Origin of the sequence: Ruegeria sp. HKCCSA071 (assembly GCF_017872555.1) — a bacterium.
Classification (GTDB): domain Bacteria; phylum Pseudomonadota; class Alphaproteobacteria; order Rhodobacterales; family Rhodobacteraceae; genus Ruegeria.
In genome coordinates, this window is record NZ_JAEDOX010000001.1 from 275,864 (window position 1) to 293,313 (window position 17,450).

20 protein-coding genes and 1 tRNA gene are annotated in these 17,450 nt (G+C 58.7%); 9 read left to right on the forward strand and 12 right to left on the reverse strand.

The window, feature by feature from the left end; translation table 11 throughout:
- Nucleotide 1: 1 nt before the first annotated feature.
- Nucleotides 2–781 (reverse strand): exodeoxyribonuclease III, encoded by a 780-nt coding sequence (gene xth, locus I9188_RS01370; RefSeq protein WP_209503662.1) that lies wholly within the window; start codon nucleotides 779–781, stop codon nucleotides 2–4.
- 281 nt (nucleotides 782–1,062) lie between these two features.
- Nucleotides 1,063–1,386, reverse strand: a complete 324-nt coding sequence (locus I9188_RS01375) for an iron-sulfur cluster assembly accessory protein (protein ID WP_209503663.1) — start codon at nucleotides 1,384–1,386, stop codon at nucleotides 1,063–1,065.
- A 76-nt stretch (nucleotides 1,387–1,462) separates the two neighbouring features.
- Here I9188_RS01375 and I9188_RS01380 point away from each other — a divergent pair, with 76 nt between their 5' ends.
- Complete coding sequence (locus tag I9188_RS01380) at nucleotides 1,463–2,602, forward strand: deoxyguanosinetriphosphate triphosphohydrolase (protein WP_209503664.1); 1,140 nt, start codon at nucleotides 1,463–1,465, stop codon at nucleotides 2,600–2,602.
- On the opposite strand, the gene I9188_RS01385 is transcribed toward I9188_RS01380, so the two are convergent.
- A complete protein-coding gene (locus I9188_RS01385) occupies nucleotides 2,581–2,802 on the reverse strand; it encodes a hypothetical protein (RefSeq protein ID WP_209503665.1) in 222 nt (73 codons plus the stop codon). The two genes, I9188_RS01380 and I9188_RS01385, sit on opposite strands and share 22 nt — an antisense overlap.
- Nucleotides 2,803–2,855: 53 nt before the next feature.
- Between I9188_RS01385 and argS the strand changes: the two genes are divergently transcribed.
- The 5 genes from argS to scpB all read left to right on the forward strand — a co-directional run bounded on the left by argS (nucleotide 2,856) and on the right by scpB (nucleotide 8,182).
- Nucleotides 2,856–4,601: an arginine--tRNA ligase gene (gene argS / locus I9188_RS01390; RefSeq protein ID WP_209503666.1), complete on the forward strand. Its 1,746-nt coding sequence runs from the start codon at nucleotides 2,856–2,858 to the stop codon at nucleotides 4,599–4,601.
- An 88-nt stretch (nucleotides 4,602–4,689) separates the two neighbouring features.
- Nucleotides 4,690–5,754, forward strand: coding sequence for an SPOR domain-containing protein (locus I9188_RS01395; protein ID WP_209503667.1), 1,065 nt, complete (start codon nucleotides 4,690–4,692; stop codon nucleotides 5,752–5,754).
- A complete protein-coding gene (gene nagZ, locus I9188_RS01400; RefSeq protein WP_209503668.1) occupies nucleotides 5,751–6,758 on the forward strand; it encodes a beta-N-acetylhexosaminidase in 1,008 nt (335 codons plus the stop codon). The genes I9188_RS01395 and nagZ overlap by 4 nt, the downstream gene beginning before the upstream one ends.
- On the forward strand, nucleotides 6,748–7,542 hold the full coding sequence (locus I9188_RS01405; protein ID WP_209503669.1) for a ScpA family protein: 795 nt from the start codon (nucleotides 6,748–6,750) through the stop codon (nucleotides 7,540–7,542). Before nagZ ends, I9188_RS01405 begins: the two co-directional genes overlap by 11 nt.
- Nucleotides 7,535–8,182: an SMC-Scp complex subunit ScpB gene (gene scpB, locus I9188_RS01410; RefSeq protein WP_209503670.1), complete on the forward strand. Its 648-nt coding sequence runs from the start codon at nucleotides 7,535–7,537 to the stop codon at nucleotides 8,180–8,182. The genes I9188_RS01405 and scpB overlap by 8 nt, the downstream gene beginning before the upstream one ends.
- Nucleotides 8,183–8,275: 93 nt before the next feature.
- On the opposite strand, the gene I9188_RS01415 is transcribed toward scpB, so the two are convergent.
- From I9188_RS01415 to I9188_RS01450, 8 genes are all read right to left on the reverse strand, one after another.
- On the reverse strand, nucleotides 8,276–9,355 hold the full coding sequence (locus I9188_RS01415) for a 2'-deoxycytidine 5'-triphosphate deaminase (protein WP_209503671.1): 1,080 nt from the start codon (nucleotides 9,353–9,355) through the stop codon (nucleotides 8,276–8,278).
- Nucleotides 9,356–9,416: 61 nt separating this feature from the next.
- Nucleotides 9,417–9,493, reverse strand: a tRNA-Pro gene (locus I9188_RS01420).
- A gap of 61 nt (nucleotides 9,494–9,554) precedes the next feature.
- On the reverse strand, nucleotides 9,555–10,154 hold the full coding sequence (locus I9188_RS01425; protein ID WP_209503672.1) for a MerR family transcriptional regulator: 600 nt from the start codon (nucleotides 10,152–10,154) through the stop codon (nucleotides 9,555–9,557).
- A gap of 17 nt (nucleotides 10,155–10,171) precedes the next feature.
- Entirely contained in the window at nucleotides 10,172–10,474 is a 303-nt protein-coding gene (gene ihfA, locus I9188_RS01430) for an integration host factor subunit alpha (protein WP_209503673.1), read from the reverse strand.
- 96 nt (nucleotides 10,475–10,570) lie between these two features.
- Nucleotides 10,571–11,542, reverse strand: a complete 972-nt coding sequence (locus I9188_RS01435; RefSeq protein ID WP_209503674.1) for a beta-ketoacyl-ACP synthase III — start codon at nucleotides 11,540–11,542, stop codon at nucleotides 10,571–10,573.
- 22 nt (nucleotides 11,543–11,564) lie between these two features.
- On the reverse strand, nucleotides 11,565–12,653 hold the full coding sequence (plsX, locus tag I9188_RS01440; RefSeq protein ID WP_209503675.1) for a phosphate acyltransferase PlsX: 1,089 nt from the start codon (nucleotides 12,651–12,653) through the stop codon (nucleotides 11,565–11,567).
- Between the two features lie 24 nt (nucleotides 12,654–12,677).
- Entirely contained in the window at nucleotides 12,678–12,884 is a 207-nt protein-coding gene (rpmF, locus tag I9188_RS01445; protein ID WP_008756996.1) for a 50S ribosomal protein L32, read from the reverse strand.
- A gap of 205 nt (nucleotides 12,885–13,089) precedes the next feature.
- On the reverse strand, nucleotides 13,090–13,626 hold the full coding sequence (locus I9188_RS01450; RefSeq protein ID WP_209503676.1) for a DUF177 domain-containing protein: 537 nt from the start codon (nucleotides 13,624–13,626) through the stop codon (nucleotides 13,090–13,092).
- 85 nt (nucleotides 13,627–13,711) lie between these two features.
- Here I9188_RS01450 and bamE point away from each other — a divergent pair, with 85 nt between their 5' ends.
- The 3 genes from bamE to I9188_RS01465 all read left to right on the forward strand — a co-directional run bounded on the left by bamE (nucleotide 13,712) and on the right by I9188_RS01465 (nucleotide 16,903).
- On the forward strand, nucleotides 13,712–14,185 hold the full coding sequence (bamE, locus tag I9188_RS01455) for an outer membrane protein assembly factor BamE (protein WP_209503677.1): 474 nt from the start codon (nucleotides 13,712–13,714) through the stop codon (nucleotides 14,183–14,185).
- A 100-nt stretch (nucleotides 14,186–14,285) separates the two neighbouring features.
- On the forward strand, nucleotides 14,286–15,026 hold the full coding sequence (locus I9188_RS01460) for a GNAT family N-acyltransferase (RefSeq protein WP_209503678.1): 741 nt from the start codon (nucleotides 14,286–14,288) through the stop codon (nucleotides 15,024–15,026).
- Nucleotides 15,027–15,094: 68 nt separating this feature from the next.
- Nucleotides 15,095–16,903, forward strand: a complete 1,809-nt coding sequence (locus I9188_RS01465) for an ATP-binding cassette domain-containing protein (protein WP_245220399.1) — start codon at nucleotides 15,095–15,097, stop codon at nucleotides 16,901–16,903.
- On the opposite strand, the gene I9188_RS01470 is transcribed toward I9188_RS01465, so the two are convergent.
- A complete protein-coding gene (locus I9188_RS01470; RefSeq protein WP_209503679.1) occupies nucleotides 16,900–17,448 on the reverse strand; it encodes a sugar O-acetyltransferase in 549 nt (182 codons plus the stop codon). The genes I9188_RS01465 and I9188_RS01470 overlap by 4 nt on opposite strands.
- Between the last annotated feature and the right edge of the window lie 2 nt (nucleotides 17,449–17,450).

The following is a 17,450-nucleotide window of genomic DNA, read 5'->3' on the forward strand; positions in this document are numbered from 1 at the left end:
CTCAAAGATCCAGGTCAATCCAGACAGGAACGTGATCGGATGGCTTTTCGTGCCCCCGAACAGCGGCATCAATCTGGCAATCCCGCATGAGGTCGGCCGCTTGTGGCGTTAGCAGGAAATGATCAATCCGAATTCCGTCATTCCGGTTCCACGCGCCAGCCTGATAATCCCAGAAAGAATAGTGGTCTGGACCCTGCGTTGTCGCGCGGAAGGCCTCGGTAAAGCCAAGGTTCAGGATTTTTCGAAAGGCGGACCGGCTTTCCGGGCGGAACAACGCGTCTTCCTGCCAGGCATCGGGGCGTTTGGCATCCTCGGCCTGTGGGATGATGTTATAGTCTCCAGCCATCAGAGCCGGCTCCTCTGACTTCATCAGGGCCTTGGCGCGGTCGTAAAGCCGTTCCATCCAGGCCAGCTTGTAATCGTATTTCGGTCCGGGTGCCGGATTCCCGTTGGGCAGATACAGCCCACAGAGTCGCAGGGCCTTTTTGCCCACGACAGTCGCCTCGATCCAGCGTGCCTGTTCATCATTGTCATCGCCGGGAAGGCCGCGTGATACATCCTCCAGCTGAAGCTTCGACAGGATCGCGACACCATTGAAGCTTTTTTGCCCGTGTGTTTCCACGTTGTACCCGCGATCTTCAAACATCTCGCGGGGGAAGTTTTCGTCGACGGATTTGATTTCTTGAAGAAGGACAACGTCGGGCTGGGCGTCGTCCAGCCAGCGGGGCAGCGCCTCGGTTCGCGCCTTGATGCCATTGATGTTGAACGTGGCGATTTTCATGCGCGATCCTCCGAAGCCTTGTGGCAACCTATCGCTCAGAACGGGCCCAGCGGCAAGTCGGAGATCGGACTAGCGAGGCTCTGCCTCGCGCTCCGGGATATTTTTAGCCAGATGAAGAAACGGATCCTTAACCATTTTCTCGATACTTGAAAGGGCGGTACAGGCGGGGACGCCGATGACCGCGCCAGGTGAAGCTCTCTGGTCGCTATAGTCAGAGAGTGGATCCCTGCTTCATCTGGCTGAAAATATCCTGGGGGTGTGGGGGCAAAGCCCCCCACTGGTTACATTGAAAACGACGTGCCGCAGCCACAGGACGAGGTGGCGTTGGGATTGTCGATCACAAACCGTGCACCGATAAGCTCCTGAGTGAAATCGATCACAGCGTTTTCAAGAAAGGGCAGAGAGACAGGGTCGACGATGACTTTTTGCCCCTTGCCTTCAAGGATGAGGTCATCGGTGTTTGGCGTGTCCAGAGCGATTTCATATTGAAAACCGGAACATCCACCGCCCTCCACTGCGACACGCAGGGCTTGACCCTGTTCCGCGGCACCGATCTCGGCGAGGCGGTCATAGGCGCGTTCGGTGACTGATGGGGGCAGATTCATGCCGGTCTCCAAAGGTTTATTTCCCAAGCGTCCTACAATATATGAAACCAAAAGACAGCCGACAAGGACAAGGCCTTTGGACAGAGCAGGTTTTGCTTCGGACCCAGACCGCGCAAGGGGGCGGCTGGTGCCAGAGGAAGAAAGCAGCTTCCGGTCAAGCTTTCAGCGCGATCGCGACCGGATCATTCATGCCAGTGCGTTTCGACGGCTCAAGCACAAGACGCAAGTCTTTGTCGAGCACGAAGGTGACAGCTATCGAACACGGCTGACCCATTCCATCGAAGTCGCTCAGGTCGCGCGAACCATTTCAGGGGCGTTGGGCCTGAATCCAGAACTCACCGAAGCTGTAGCCCTGGCGCACGACCTGGGTCATACCCCCTTTGGTCATACGGGTGAGGACGCCCTCCACGCGCTGATGGCGCCTTACGGGGGGTTTGATCACAACGCTCAGGCCATTCGGATCGTAACGAAGCTGGAGCGGCATTATGCCGGGTTTGACGGATGCAATCTGACCTGGGAGTGCCTGGAGGGTATCGCCAAGCATAACGGCCCAGTTGTTGGCGAATTGCCCTGGGCCCTGGCGGAATGCAACCAGGGCTTTGATCTTGAACTTCATACCCATGCAAGTGCCGAGGCGCAGGTGGCGGCCTTGTCTGATGACATTGCTTACAACAATCACGACCTTCTGGATGGATTGCGCGCGGGGTTGTTTGAAGATGATGATTTGCGTCACCTTCCGATCGTGGGGGCGTGTTACGCGGATGTAGATGCGAAATACCCCGGCCTTGATCCGTATCGGCGACGTCATGAATCACTCCGGCGGGTTTTTGGCGTCATGGTGGCGGACGTTATTACAACGTCGCGTGACTTGATTGCGGCCTCGGGCGCGCAGACGGTCGAAGAGATTCGCCATCTCGGGTATCCTGTCATCCAATTCTCGGCCGGAACTTGGACGGATCTGAAACAAATCAGGGCGTTCCTGTTCACCCGGATGTATCGCGCACCCAGCGTCATGAAGGTACGGGCCGAGGTTGCAACGGTTGTCGAAGACTTGTTTCCGATCTATCTGAGCGACCCGAAACAGATGCCCTCACGCTGGCACGAGGATATTGAAGCTGCGGCGGACGAGACCGCTCTGGCCCGGATCGTATCGGACTATATCGCAGGTATGACCGACCGTTTTGCCTTGCAGGATCACGCACGGCTGACGGGCTGATTGCGCTGCAACGACACGGGTAATAATCCGCTTTCGCGGCCTTTTTGCAGGTTGGGTGATGTGTCTTGCGCAGCCGGGAAATGGTGGTCGGTGGCAGCTCGACAGACAGCGCGCAGGGCAATTGAGGTCTCAGGCAGCGGATATTCGGGCGAGATTGGCGGGCATTTGGCGCCAACCGAGTTCAAACAATAGGCTTCCATTGACCTTGCCGCATTGCGTGGTAAACCCCGCGACAAGCAAAAGGACATCCGAAATGAACCTGTTTTCCGAGATCCGCAGCCTCGTATTGGACGCGCTGGCGCAGATGCAGTCTGAAGGCGCGTTGCCCGAGGGACTGAGTTTTGACAACGTGGCGGTCGAACCGCCGCGTGATGCGGCGCATGGCGACATGGCGACAAACGCGGCGATGGTGCTGGCAAAACCGGCCAGGATGAAACCGCGCGACATTGCCGATGTTTTGGCTGGGAAGCTGGCAGCGGATGACCGGATCACCAGCGCCGATGTGGCAGGTCCGGGCTTTCTCAATTTGCGGCTGGCACCGTCGGTCTGGCAAGGTGTGCTGGCGGCTGTGCTGGAGAAGGGCACCGATTATGGCCGCTCGACTATGGGCCACGGGCAGAAGGTCAACGTGGAATATGTTTCGGCCAACCCAACCGGACCGCTGCACGTGGGTCATACACGGGGTGCAGTGTTCGGGGATGCTCTGGCAAGCCTGCTGGCCTATTCCGGCCATGACGTGACCCGCGAGTATTACATCAACGACGGCGGCGCGCAGGTGGATGTGCTGGCGCGCTCGGCTTACGAACGCTATCGCGAGGCCAATGGTCTGAGCCCCGAAATTGCCGAAGGTCTTTATCCCGGCGACTACCTGATCCCAATCGGTGAGGCGTTGAAAGAGAAATACGGCGACAGCCTGATCGACAAGCCGGAAAGTGACTGGCTGGAAGAGGTGCGTGAGTTCTCGACCGACGCGATGATGGACCTTATTCGCGCTGACCTGAAAGCGCTGGGCGTCGAGATGGATGTGTTCTTCTCGGAAAAGTCTCTCTATGGCACTGGTCGGATCGAGGCCGCATTGCAATCGCTGACTGACAAGGGCCTGATTTACGAAGGTGTGCTCGAGCCGCCGAAGGGCAAAAAGCCCGAAGATTGGGAGCCACGCGAACAGACCCTCTTCAAGTCGACCGAACATGGGGACGACGTCGACCGCCCTGTCAAGAAATCGGATGGTAGCTGGACCTATTTTGCCCCGGATATTGCTTATCACTATGACAAGGTGACCCGTGGTTTTGACGCGCTGATCGACGTGTTCGGCGCCGACCATGGCGGCTATGTCAAACGGATGAAGGCCGCTGTGTCGGCGCTGTCCGACGGTAAGGTGCCGCTTGATATCAAGCTGACGCAGCTGGTGAAGCTGTGGAAAAACGGTGAGCCGTTCAAGATGTCCAAGCGGGCGGGGAACTTTGTCACTCTGCGCGATGTGGTCGATCAGGTGGGCCCGGACGTGACGCGGTTTGTTATGCTGACCCGCAAGAACGACGCGCCGTTGGATTTCGATTTTGACAAGGTGCTGGAACAAAGCCGCGAGAACCCCGTGTTCTACGTTCAATACGCACATGCCCGTGTCATGAGCGTGCTGCGCCGTGCGGCCGAAGCTGGAATTGCGGCTGATGATGCGACCCTTGCGGACGCTGACCTGAGCAAGATCGATCATGCCTCGGAACTGGTTGTTGCCAAGAAGCTGGCAGAATGGCCACGGCTGGTCGAGATTGCGGCGCGAACCAATGAACCGCACAGGGTCGCCTTTTACCTTTATGAACTTGCAGGCGACTTTCATGCGTTGTGGAACAAGGGCAATGACGAGACGCAATTGCGTTTCATCCAGGATGGCGATGTTGCCACAAGCCAGTCAAAAATCGCTTTGGCCCGGGCCGTTTCTGTTGTGATTTCAGCGGGCTTGGGTATTCTTGGCGTTACTCCGGCGCAGGAGATGCGGTAAAAAATATCGCCCGAACCGCCGGTATGAGGTAGGCAAGAAATGACCCGCGGGCCTTATTTTCAGGCGCGAAACGGGCAGTGAGGCGGACATGGCGAGTTACGATTACTCGGGGCATCAAAGCCCCGGGCAGATTCATTACCCGAATCAAGCGCATTCTGATGATGTGTATGATTTTCCCGAAGATATGCAGGAAGATGACGCGCCGCGAGGCTCGTTTGGTCTGGGCAGGGCAGTCAATTTCCTGGGGGCTGTTGCTTCCTTGGCGCTGGTCGCTGGTGTCGGGGTCTGGGGCTATCAACTGATCATGCGCGATGTCAGTGGCGTGCCGGTTGTTCGCGCCGCCGAAGGGCCGATGCGTGTACAGCCGGAAAATCCGGGTGGAACACCCGCCGATCATCAGGGCTTTGCCGTGAATGCCGTCGCCGCCGAAGGCAGCGCTGCGGCGCCGGCCGACCGGTTGATCCTTGCACCGCGCCCGGTGTCCTTGACGGACGAAGATCTGCCCGCCGGAGAACTGAAGCCGACCCCTGCGCTGCATGTGGTCGAAGAACCTATCACCACGCAGGAGGCCGCGCGCCTGCGCCAGAACGCAGTAGATGCGCTGGTTGCGGAATTGGTGGGTGCGGCAGCAGAAACGCAGCAAGAGTTCGAAGACGGTGTGCAACTGGCATCGCTGACCACCCCCGATGAAGAACCCGCCATTGACCCAGCAGATTTTGCTGCGGCCTTGCCGGACCCGAGTTTCGCCGAGTTGCCGGGCGTCCGCCGATCGTTGCGCCCTGTGACGCGTCCGGCACGGTCCACCCGCAGTCAGGTCGCGCCCAGCGAGAAATCCGAAGACGCCATTAATGCAGCGGTGAAAGCAGCCGTTGGGGTGGATGTTGATCCGGATACACTGGCCAAGGGAACCCGGCTGGCGCAACTTGGGGCTTATGACAGTACGCAAGTGGCACAGGCCGAGTGGGACCGTTTGAATGGTCAGTTTGGTGAGTATTTGTCGGGAAAACAACGCGTTATTCAGAAAACCTCAAGCGGTGGACGGACTTTCTACCGCCTGCGTGTTCTGGGGTTTGAAGACCTGAGCGACTCGCGCCAGTTTTGCGCCGCTCTGGTCGCGCAAGGCGCTGATTGTATCCCGGTGGCCGTGAGGTGAAGTTCGGAGCAGCGATCACAGATGCTGAAGGACTGCGCCTGACGCAGCAGGAAAGAGACCTGTTTCGCCAGATGAACCCGTTTGGGTTCATCCTGTTCGCCCGCAATATTGAAAGCGCCGATCAGGTGCGGGCCTTGTGTGATGATTTCCGCGAGGCCGTTGGGCGCAACTGTCCCATTACCATTGATCAGGAAGGTGGGCGCGTACAGCGTTTGCGCGCACGCTTGGCCCGCGAATGGCTGCCGCCGCTGGATCATGTGACCAGGGCGGGTGATCAAGCGGAACGCGCCATGTACCTCAGGTACCGCCTGATTGCGGATGAGCTGTTTGGTCTGGGTATCGACAGCAACTGTGCCCCCATGGTCGATGTGGCGCGGCCCGAGACCCACGCGTTTCTGAAAAACCGCTGTTATGCCTTTGATCCTGAGCAGATTTCCAGGGTCGGCAGGGCCGTGGCACAGGGCCTGTTGGACGGGGGCGTTCTTCCGGTTCTCAAGCACATTCCCGGCCATGGCCGGGCCACTTTGGACAGTCACCATGACCTGCCGCATGTTGATTTGCCGCTGGTAGAGTTGGAATACAGCGATTTCGCGCCGTTCCGCGCCTTGAACGACCTGCCGATGGGGATGACGGCGCATCTGGTCTTTGATCAGATCGATCCCCGGCCAGCCACCATTTCTGCGGCCATGATGGGCCTGATCCGAGACAATATCGGCTTTGGCGGCCTGATCATGACCGACGATATCTCGATGAAGGCGCTCAGTGGGGCGTTGACGGACCTCACTCGCCAATCTTTGCAGGCGGGCTGTGATGTGGTCCTGCATTGCAATGGCAGTTTTTCTGAACGTGCCGCTGTGATGGAAACTGCCGGAGAAATGTCGGATGTGGCACAAGCCCGCGCAGAACGGGCGCTGGCGATGCGCAAACGCCCGCGGGAACTTGACATCCAAGCCGCCGAAGCGGAACTATCTGCCCTAATGGGCGGGCAGGTATATGAACGATAATCTTTTTAGCGAAGACCCTGTCTCGGTCGCGGATCGTCTTGCGGCCGAAGCGCTGATTGTTGATGTCGACGGGTTCGAAGGCCCGTTGGATGTTTTGTTGACCCTGTCACGCACGCAAAAAGTGGATCTGCGCAAGATCTCGGTTCTTGCGCTGGCGCAGCAATATCTGGCCTTTGTTGAAAAGGCGCGTGCGCTGCGCATTGAACTGGCCGCCGATTATCTGGTCATGGCGGCGTGGCTGGCCTTTCTCAAGTCCCGTTTACTGCTGCCGCCAGACCCCGATGACGAAGGGCCATCGGGTGAAGAACTGGCCGCGCATCTGGCGTTTCAACTTGAACGCCTGCAGGCGATGCGCGACGTCGCTGCACGGCTGATGGCCCGCGACCAACTGGGTCGTGATTTTTTCAAGCGCGGGCAGGGCGAGGACGTCACCCGCATTCGCACCGTGACTTATTCCGCCACGCTGCTGGACCTGATGCAGGGTTATGCCCGTATCCGCACCCGTGACGAATTCCGCCCCTTTGTGATGGACCGCGATGCGGTGTTCACGATGGAGCAGGCACTGGAGCGGATGCGCCCGCTGATCGGTTTTGCGGGGACGTGGACCGATATGGAAACCTATCTGCCCGATGGTTGGGATACTGACCCGGTGCGCCGCAGGTCGGCGACGGCTGCGACCTTTGCGGCCTCGCTGGAACTGGTGAAAGAAGGACATATGGAGATCAAGCAGAGCGAGACATTCGCGCCGATCCATTTGCGCAAAAGGACACAGACACGTGACTGATGCCCCAGAAGAAACCGGTACCCTGTTCGAGGCGCCACCCCTGGCGGAACAGGAGCGTATGGTCGAGGCGGTGTTGTTTGCCAGTGCCGATCCGGTGACGATTGCCGATCTTGAAGCGCGGATGCCGCATGGAAGCGACGCCGCGCAAGCCGTTGAATTGTTGCAGAGACGTTACGAAGGGCGCGGCGTGCGCGTGGTGCGTGTTGGAGAGGCATGGGCGATTCGCACAGCCCCCGATCTGGGCTTTCTGATGCAGAAGGAAACGGTCGAGTCCCGTAAACTCAGCCGGGCCGCGATTGAGACATTGGCCATCGTCGCGTATCACCAACCCTGCACCCGCGCCGAGATTGAGGAAATTCGCGGTGTGTCAGTCTCACGCGGGACGATTGACCAGTTGCTTGAGATGGAGTGGATCAGGTTGGGCCGGCGCCGCATGACACCGGGTCGTCCGGTGACATTTGTGGTGACGTCCGAGTTTCTGGATCATTTTGGTCTGGAGAACGCCCGCGACCTGCCGGGTCTCAAGGAACTAAGGGCTGCGGGTTTGTTGGAAAACCGACCTCCGCCGGGGGCGATCCCGTTGGGCGAGGCGCGCGAAGACGAAGTGGACGAAGACCAGTCGGAACTGTTTGAGGAGTAAAAATCCGGACAGGTCACTACAGGTCAGGCGCAGAACCTGCGACAGGCAACGCGGGTTATCCGGCATATGCACCCTTGCAAGAAATTCGGAGGGTTATCCAACCGCTTTGAAGTGCTTGGACAGTTTCAGGCCTTGCCCCTGATAGTTCGATGCAATCCCGGCACCATATAGCTGCGTGGGCATCTCGGCCATTCTCTCATAAACAAGACGACCGACCACCTGTCCGTGCTCCAGCACGAAAGGCGCTTCGTGGCATCGCACCTCAAGCACGCCACGCGACCCGGCCCCCCCGGCGGCTGCATGGCCAAAGCCGGGATCGAAGAATCCGGCATAATGCACCCGGAATTCACCAACCATCGCCAGATAAGGTGCCATTTCGGCGGCATACATCGGCGGGATGTGGACCGCCTCGCGGCTGACAAGGATATAGAATGCACCGGGGTCAAGTATGATGCGACCGTCCTTGGTGCGTACTTCCTCCCAATAGTCCTGGGGGTCGTATTCGCCAATTCGGTCCAGATCAATTACCCCGGTATGGGGCTTGGCGCGATAGCCGACCAGATCAGTATCGGGCAGTTGCAGATCGACCGAAAAGCCAAGACCGTCCTGAATTACGGCAGGGCCGTCTACCAACGGCGATTCGGCGTGCAGGGCGGTCAGTTCGGCGTCAGATAAGACGGCCTGACCCTGACGGAAACGGATCTGGTTCAGACGCATACCGGGCCGGACCAGAACCGAAAACGAACGTGGACAGATCTCGGCATAAAGCGGGCCTTTGTAGCCTGCGGGCACGCGATCGAACTCGGTGCCACCATCGGTGATGGTACGGGTCAGAAGGTCAAGCCGCCCGGTCGAGCTTTTGGCATTGGCGACGGCGGTTATATCGCGGGGCAGGGCAAGCGATTCCATCAGAGGCACCAGATAGACGCAGCCCTTTTCCAGAACAGCGCCGTCCGAGATGTCGATGCGGTGCATCTCGAACTCGGCCAAGCGATCCGTAACGGTCTGTCCTTCGCCCGCGAGGAATGAGGCACGAACGCGGTAGGCCACTGTTCCCAAACGCAAATCAAGGCTGGCCGGTTGAATTTGCGCTGACAGGACATCGGGGTTGGCGGCGATCTCTCCGCGCGCGATCATTGCTTCGATTTGCTGGTTCGCGCAAACACCTGTCATCTCGATCCCCTCATGTGCCAGAGCGGGATCTGGCCTTTGTGCCATAAACGTCGGTGTGATTTGGTCGGGCTAGCAGGACTCGAACCTGCGACCTTCCGTCCCCCAGACGGACGCGCTACCAGGCTGCGCCATAGCCCGACGTTGGGCCGTTCATAAAGATTTTCCCGGCAGGGGCAAGAGGAAAACACTGCCTTTTTTCCTAACCCGTCGCCTGTGTTTCGACCCGATCCAGCCAGCGGCGCAGGTCTTTTGCAATCGGTGCAATCTGGCGCAGAAGTTCGTCGTCAAACTCGGCACGCTTCCATGCCAGCGAAGCAATTCCGCCTATCAGGGGCGCTGTGTTCAGGTCTGGTTCTTGTACTGACACAGCCGTGGGACGTGCGTCGGCCTGCATGCATTCATTCGCCGGCTGCTCGGACGGTCCGTCCAGATCCATAGGGATTTGTTCGGTGGCGGCAGCGGGTTTGGGTTCGAACGGCACCACAGTACCTTGAACGGGTTCAATCAGGGCAGGACCCGGTTCGTCCAGAGGCGGAGACAGTGCTGCGACATGTGCGACGCCTTGCTCGCGCAGGATTCGCTGTACGCCCTTGATTGTGGTCCCGTCTTCGTGAAGCAGTTTCTTTATGCCCCCCAAAAGACGCATGTCATTGGGGCGATAATACCGGCGCCCGCCCGCGCGTTTGACCGGTTTGACCTGAGCGAACCTGCTTTCCCAGAATCGCAAAACATGGGCCTGAACCCCAAGCCAATCCGCTACTTCACTGATCGTGCGAAACGCGTCGGGAGACTTGCTCATATCCGCGTGACCCTGGGTTACTTGCGATTCCCGACGGCGACGCGATCTTTCATAAGATGCGACGGGCGAAAGGTCAGTACGCGGCGGGGCTGTATCGGAACTTCTTCGCCGGTTTTGGGGTTGCGACCGACTCGCGCGGTCTTGTCGCGAACACTGAATGTACCGAAGGACGAAATTTTCACCTGCTCACCGCGCACCAGAGCGTCGGACATGTGGTTCAGAACGCTTTCGACCAGCTGCGCACTTTCGTTGCGTGAAAGCCCGACTTCGCGAAAGACGGCCTCGCTCAGATCCATTCGAGTCAGTGTATTGTCGCCCATGTCATTTCCCCTGTTGCTGTCAAAGCATATGGGTATGGCAAATTCGCTGTCAATATCAATGAATTGCAAGCAGCTGTGTAAGCTGGATTGCGCCGGTTACCAGCGCAGAACCACCGCGCCCCAAGCCAGACCGCCGCCAATCGCTTCGGTCACGATCAGGTCGCCGGGTTTGATCTGCCCGCGTTGTTTACCAACCGACAATGCCAATGGGATCGATGCAGCCGAGGTGTTGCCGTGATCCTGAACGGTCACAACCACGTTTTCCATCGGCAGGCCCATCTTTTTGGCCGTGCCCTGAATGATGCGAATATTGGCCTGATGAGGAACAATCCAGTCGACGTCAGCGCATCTCAGCCCGGCGCGGCTCAGGGCTGTCTCAGCGGTTTTGGTAAGCTTTTCAACGGCATGTCGGAAGACCTGATTGCCCTGCATCCGCAGATGCCCGGTGGATTGGGTCGAAACACCCCCATCGACATAAAGCAGGTCCTTGTAGCGCCCATCCGAGTTCAGATCGGTTGCAAGTATGCCGCGATCCGCAGCGGTGCCTTCGCCGTCCTGCGCTTCGAGTACCAATGCGCCGGCGCCATCCCCGAACAAAACGCAGGTCGAGCGGTCGGTCCAGTCCATAATCCGGGAAAAGGTTTCGGCACCAATGACCAGCACGCGTTTGGCTTGGCCGGACAGGATCAACGCATTTGCGTTGCTGAGCGCGAAAACGAATCCCGCGCAGACAGCCTGTACGTCGAAAGCAAACCCCTTTGTCATGCCCAGCCGGGCCTGAACCATGGTCGCGGCAGAAGGAAAGGTCAGGTCCGCCGTCGAGGTCGCCAGGACAATCGCGTCGATATCATCCGCTGTCAGGCCCGCATCGGCCAGCGCAGCCTCGGCAGCTTTGGTGGCCAGGTCCGACGTCGTTTCGTCATCGGCGGCAAAGTGACGGCGTTCGATCCCCGACCGGGTTCTGATCCATTCATCAGTCGTGTCCAGCGTTTTCTCGAACTCGGAATTTGGAACAATACGTTCCGGCAAATAATGCCCGACACCTACTACAACTGAACGGCCTGCCATTTTTGAGGTACTGCCTTTTTTGTTATTTATCGGTCTGCGGCGCAGCTTGCGCGGCATCTTGTGCAAGCTGGGCCGTGGATGCAACCCGCGCAGCTAATTTTTCGGCAAAGCCGGACTGTGCCAGGGTAAAGGCCAGTTTGATCGCCGCCGACACTCCGGTCGCATCTGCCCCGCCATGGGATTTAATAACTGTCCCGTTCAGACCCAGAAACACGCCACCGTTTACGCGCCGCGGATCAATGCGCTTTTTCAGGCGCTGCAGCGACGTGATGGCCAGGACCGAAGCCAATCGGGACAACGGAGAGTATTTGAACGCCTCACGCAGAAGATCTCCGATCAGGCCGGCGGTGCCTTCACCCGTTTTGATCGCGACATTGCCGGTAAACCCATCGGTAACAATGACATCTGCCTTGTCACCGGGAATGTCGCTGCCTTCGACAAAGCCAACAAATTCGAAATTCGCCTGTTCCGCGAAATCCGAGATCAAGGCGTGTGCTTCTTTCAGTTCCGCGCGGCCTTTATGCTCTTCTGTGCCAACGTTCAGCAGCCCAATCCGGGGTCGGTTCAGGGCCATGCCGTTGCGCGCATAAGACGCGCCCATCAGGGCGAATTGCAGCAAGTCCTTGGCGTCGGCGCGCACATCGGCGCCCACGTCCAGCATCACATTGAACCCCTGCGGGTTGCGCGAAGGCCACAGGATCGCGATTGCGGGGCGGTTGACACCCGGCAATTTGCGCAGGCGCATCATTGACAGGGCCATCAGGGCACCGGTGTTGCCGCAGGACACAGCGCCATGGGCTTCGCCCTGACGAACCGCTTCCAGCGCGGACCACATCGAGGTCTGCTTGCCGTTGCGCACAACCTGGCTGGGCTTGTCCTCCATCGTGACAACGTCGGGGCAATCACGAAAAACGACGCGCCCTTCAAGGACACGTCGTTTGGCAACCAGCTTGCGCAATACCTGTTCGGGCCCGTGCAGCAGGAACCCGATATTCGGGTTCTTGCCAGCCGATTTCGCCAGACCTGCAACGACGACAGCGGGACCTGCGTCCCCTCCCATTGCGTCAACCGAGATGGTGATCCGTCCGGCGTGCGTGGGCTGATCGTTCATGCCTTGGCCTGCGCTCGATCAGGCTTAGGCTGCGTCTTCGTCCAGATCGATTTCGTCGGCCTGTGCGACGACTTCGCGATCGTCATAGTGGCCGCAAGATGCACAAACGTGGTGCGGGCGTTTCAGCTCGCCGCAGTTCGGGCATTCGTTCGGGTTTGCAGCAACCAGAGCGTCGTGTGCGCGGCGGTTGTTGCGACGCGACTTGGAAACTTTGTTCTGTTGGACGGCCATGGTCTCAACCTTTGTCTGACTGGGGGCCGCAGATTCGCTGCCGACCCGGGTTTCGTAGTTCGTTTATCGTGGTTTGACGCGCGTTTAGGCGACGGGCCCCGCAATGTCCAACCCAAAATCCGATGAGCGCGCGAAAATACTGCGATTCTCGGCATGTTCAAGCGATTTTTCTGACCGCCTGCTATGACAGGAAAACTGGCACCTGTCACTCGTCTTTTTTTAGCACATCGCGCAATCCTGCCAATCCTGCAAAGGGTTTGGCATCGTCATCCGTCATCGCCTGTTTGCCCGGTTCTGTATAGGCAGCCTGACCCAGTTCTGCGCCGTCTTTCCGCGGATATTGTGGCAGAGCCAGGGACAGGGCCTCGATCATGACTAGGGCCGGATCAATTTCAGGCCCCAAAGGTTCAGATTCGTCTTCTTCCGGGATCTCGAACTCTGGATCATCAGGGTCTGCCCAATCCGCAAGAAAAGTCCGGTACACCGGAATATCGATCCTTGTCGTCACCGGTTCCAGCGTTACCACGCAAGGTTGGATGACAGTTGCACCGAGTTTGCCGTTCAATTCCCAGTCCCGTTTACCTTGTGCCTGCACTTCGCCCGAAAAGCTGAGCTTGCGCAACCCCAGCAGCCCAAGGTCTTGCCTGATTTGCTCAAGCACGGTGGTTGCGGGGCGCAGATCGAACGGTGTCGGGGCGTTCTGTGGCAGGTCAGACACCCGAAATGATGTCGTGTTGCTCATTCGTGAGCCTTTCTATGTGTTGAACCGTGGCAGCGGTTTATGTAATCGGATAGAAGCCGAAGAAGGCCAAGGCAAGAGGGTGCAGATGTTGAAGGTAGTGAACCAGTTGAAACCAGCTGCGAAATCGCTTGTGTTTGTTGCCTTTCTGGCTGCGACCGGGGCTTGTACGGCTGTCTTCAAGAATCACGGCTATGTGCCACCGGCCGAGGAACTGGCGGAAATCAAAGTTGGCGTAGACACGCGTGACAGCGTGCAAGAGGCCATCGGCGCGCCGGGCGCATCCGGCGTGGTTCGGGAATCGGGCTATTACTACGTCCGCTCTCGCGTGCGTCACTACGGTCCGAAACGGCCCGAGGTGGTATCGCGCGAGCTGGTTGCCATCAGTTTTGACCAGCGCGGTATCGTCAGAAATATCGAACGCTTTGGTCTAGAAGACGGGAATGTGATTGCTCTGGAGCGCCGCGTTACCGATTCCAACGTTCAGGACAAGGGCTTCCTGCGTCAGCTGCTGGGCAATATCGGCAACTTCAACCCGGCCAACATTCCGGGCGCCAACTAATTTGCGCCAAAACCTTGCGGTGGTCACAGGGCAGTCACATGTCATGTGCTAACGGTGTCGTACCGACGCCTGAGGGTCGGCAACCGTGGAGGACGCGACCGTGGCAACGGCAGTTTTGTTAAGCAAGGGGCGCTATCACGCCAGACTGGCGCAATCGCCCGAGGATATCAGAACAGCTCAGGCATTGCGGACTTTGGCTTTTGGCACAGAGCAACCGGACTGCGACGAGTTTGATGCACGCTGTAGCCATATCCTGATCGAGGATATGCGCTCGGCAGAACGGCTGGTCTGCTGCTTTCGGATGCTGACCATGGAAAGTGGCGGCGAGATCAAGCGAAGCTATTCGTCACAGTTCTATGACCTGACCTCGCTGGAAGGCTTTAAAGGTCGGATGGTCGAAATGGGACGATTTTGTATCCACCCCAATCACAGCGACCCCGACATCCTGCGTGTCGCCTGGGGGGCAATGACGGCCTACGTTGACCGGAACAACGTCGAGATGCTGTTTGGATGTTCCTCTTTTGCCGGTACCGAAACAGAGCAGTATCTGGATGCTTTTGCGATGCTCAAGCATCGCCATCTGGGCCCGAAACGTTGGTTGCCGCGCGTGAAGGCTCCGGATGTGTTTCGTTTTGCCGCGCGTCTGCGGCGCAGACCGGATGTGAAAAAGGCAATGCTGCGGATGCCACCCTTGTTGCGGACCTACCTGATGATGGGCGGTTGGGTCAGCGATCATGCGGTGGTGGATCGCCACATGAACACGCTGCACGTTTTCACAGGGGTGGAAATCGGTGCGATCCCCTCGGCACGCAAACGTCTGTTGCGGGCGGTGGCCGGGTAGATTGAGTATTTTTGAAAAGGTGAAGACGGGGCGTTGACGCAATGTGTCAGCCGGTTTAGCTGGCGCACATGGCGAGAATTCCTTTGTTGCAGATGTCCGGCATTTCCCTGACTTTCGGGGGTGACCCGGTGTTTTCCGAACTGGATCTGGTGGTTCAACCCGGAGATCGTGTTGCGCTGGTGGGGCGAAACGGATCCGGAAAATCCACGCTGATGAAAGTGATGGCCGGTCTGGTCGAGGCGGATCGGGGCGAGATTGTCGTGCCGCCCGGAAAATCCGTGGGCTACATGGAGCAGGACCCGACGATGGAGGGCTTTGCCACGCTGGGGGATTACGCATCCAGCGGGTTGGAGCCGGGAGAACTTTACAAGGTTGAACGGGCCGGTGAAGGGTTGAAGTTCGATCCTTCACGCGCGGTTGAGACCGCTTCGGGCGGAGAGCGGCGGCGGGCGGCACTGGCCAAGCTGATGGCCGAAGCACCGGATCTGATGTTGCTGGACGAGCCGACCAACCATCTGGATATCGAAGCCATCGCGTGGCTGGAACGCGAACTTGGCGCGACCCGAGCGGCCTTTGTGCTGATCTCGCATGACCGGGCCTTTTTAAGGGCGCTGACGCGGGCAACACTTTGGATTGACCGGGGGGCTGTTCGGCGACAGGAGCAGGGCTTTGAAGCCTTTGAGGCCTGGCGGGACAAGGTCTGGGAGGAAGAAGACCAGCAACGCCATAAGCTGAACCGCCTGATCAAGTCCGAAGCGAAATGGGCGGTTGAGGGCATTAGTGCCAGACGCAAACGTAACCAAGGCCGGGTGCGGGCCTTGCAGGCATTGCGAGCTGAAAAGGCGGCGCAGATCAAACGTCAGGGCTCGGCTGCAATGGCGCTGGAGGCCGGGCCAAAATCGGGCCGAAAAGTGATCGAGGCCAAGGGGTTGGCCAAAGCGTTTGATGCCACTCAGATCGTTCGGAACTTTGATCTGCTGGTACAGCGCGGAGACCGGGTGGCCTTTGTCGGGCCGAACGGTGTTGGAAAAACAACTTTGCTGAAGATGCTGCTGGGGCAGGTGGAGCCGGACGCGGGCTCGGTTTCCTTGGGGACGAACCTTGAAATCGCGGTGTTCGATCAGACCCGCGCCCAACTGGACCCCGAGATGAGCCTGTGGGACAGTCTGACCGGCGATCCGGAAATGCGGGTGTCGGGTAAGGCCGATCAGGTGATGGTGGGCGGGCAGCCCAAACATGTTGTAGGGTATCTCAAGGAATTTCTGTTTGACGAACGGCAGGCCCGAGCAGCCGTGAAATCCCTGTCAGGTGGGGAAAAAGCCCGGTTGTTACTGGCTAAGCTGATGGCGAAACCCTCGAACCTTCTGGTGCTGGACGAACCGACCAACGATCTGGATGTCGAGACGCTGGACCTGCTGCAAGAGCTTTTGGATGATTATGACGGCACCGTTCTGCTGGTGAGCCATGACCGGGATTTTCTGGACCGCGTGGCGACAACCACCATCGCGATGGAGGGGAACGGACGGGCGACAGTCTATGCTGGCGGCTGGTCGGATTACATCGCGCAGCGTGGCGACGTGATCCAAAAAAGCGTAGAAAAAGCAAAAGCTTCAAAGCCAAAGATCAAGCAGGAAGAAAGGCCGAAATCCGGCCTGTCCTTCTCAGAGAAGCACCGGCTGGAGAAACTGCCTGCCGAGATCGCGCGTCTTGAGGCCGAGATCGCCAAGCTGGAAGAGTTGATGTCCGATCCCGAGCTGTTCACGCGCGAGCCGGTGAAGTTCCAAAAAGCGACCGAAGCGCTGGTTGAGAGGCAGGAGAAACTCTCGGCCGCTGAAGAGGAATGGCTGACGCTCGAAGAGAAGGCTGAAAGCGCTTAGCGCGCCAGACGCCTTGCCGGATTACCTGCCACGGTTTCTCTGGCGGGGACGTCTTTGGTAACGACGCTGCCTGCGCCGATTGTGGCGTAGTCGCCTATGGTTACGCCGGGCAACAGGATCGCGCCACCGCCAATCCAAACGTGCCTGCCGATGGTGACGGGCAGGCCGATTTCCAGCCCTTGTGCCCGACCAGCCGGGTCCTTGGCATGATGGGCGCAGTAAATCTGAACATTGGGGCCGAACATCGTGTCGTCGCCGACCCGAACGGGGGCCGTGTCCAGAACCACGCATCCGGCATTGAAGAAAACCCGGCTGCCGAGGTGGATGTTCATTCCATATGCGCAGTGAAAAGGGGCTTCGAGAAAACAGTCCTCGCCGACATGGCCCAGCAGCGCGTGCAGTTCCGGGGCCATCGCGCCGCGTGTGTCGGGCGGACAGGTGTTGTGAGCGTGAACAGCCCGTCGTGCCCGCGCGCGCAGATCATCCAATTCAGGATCAAGACAGCAATACCACTGCCCGGTCTGCATTTTCTGGCGCTCCGACATGG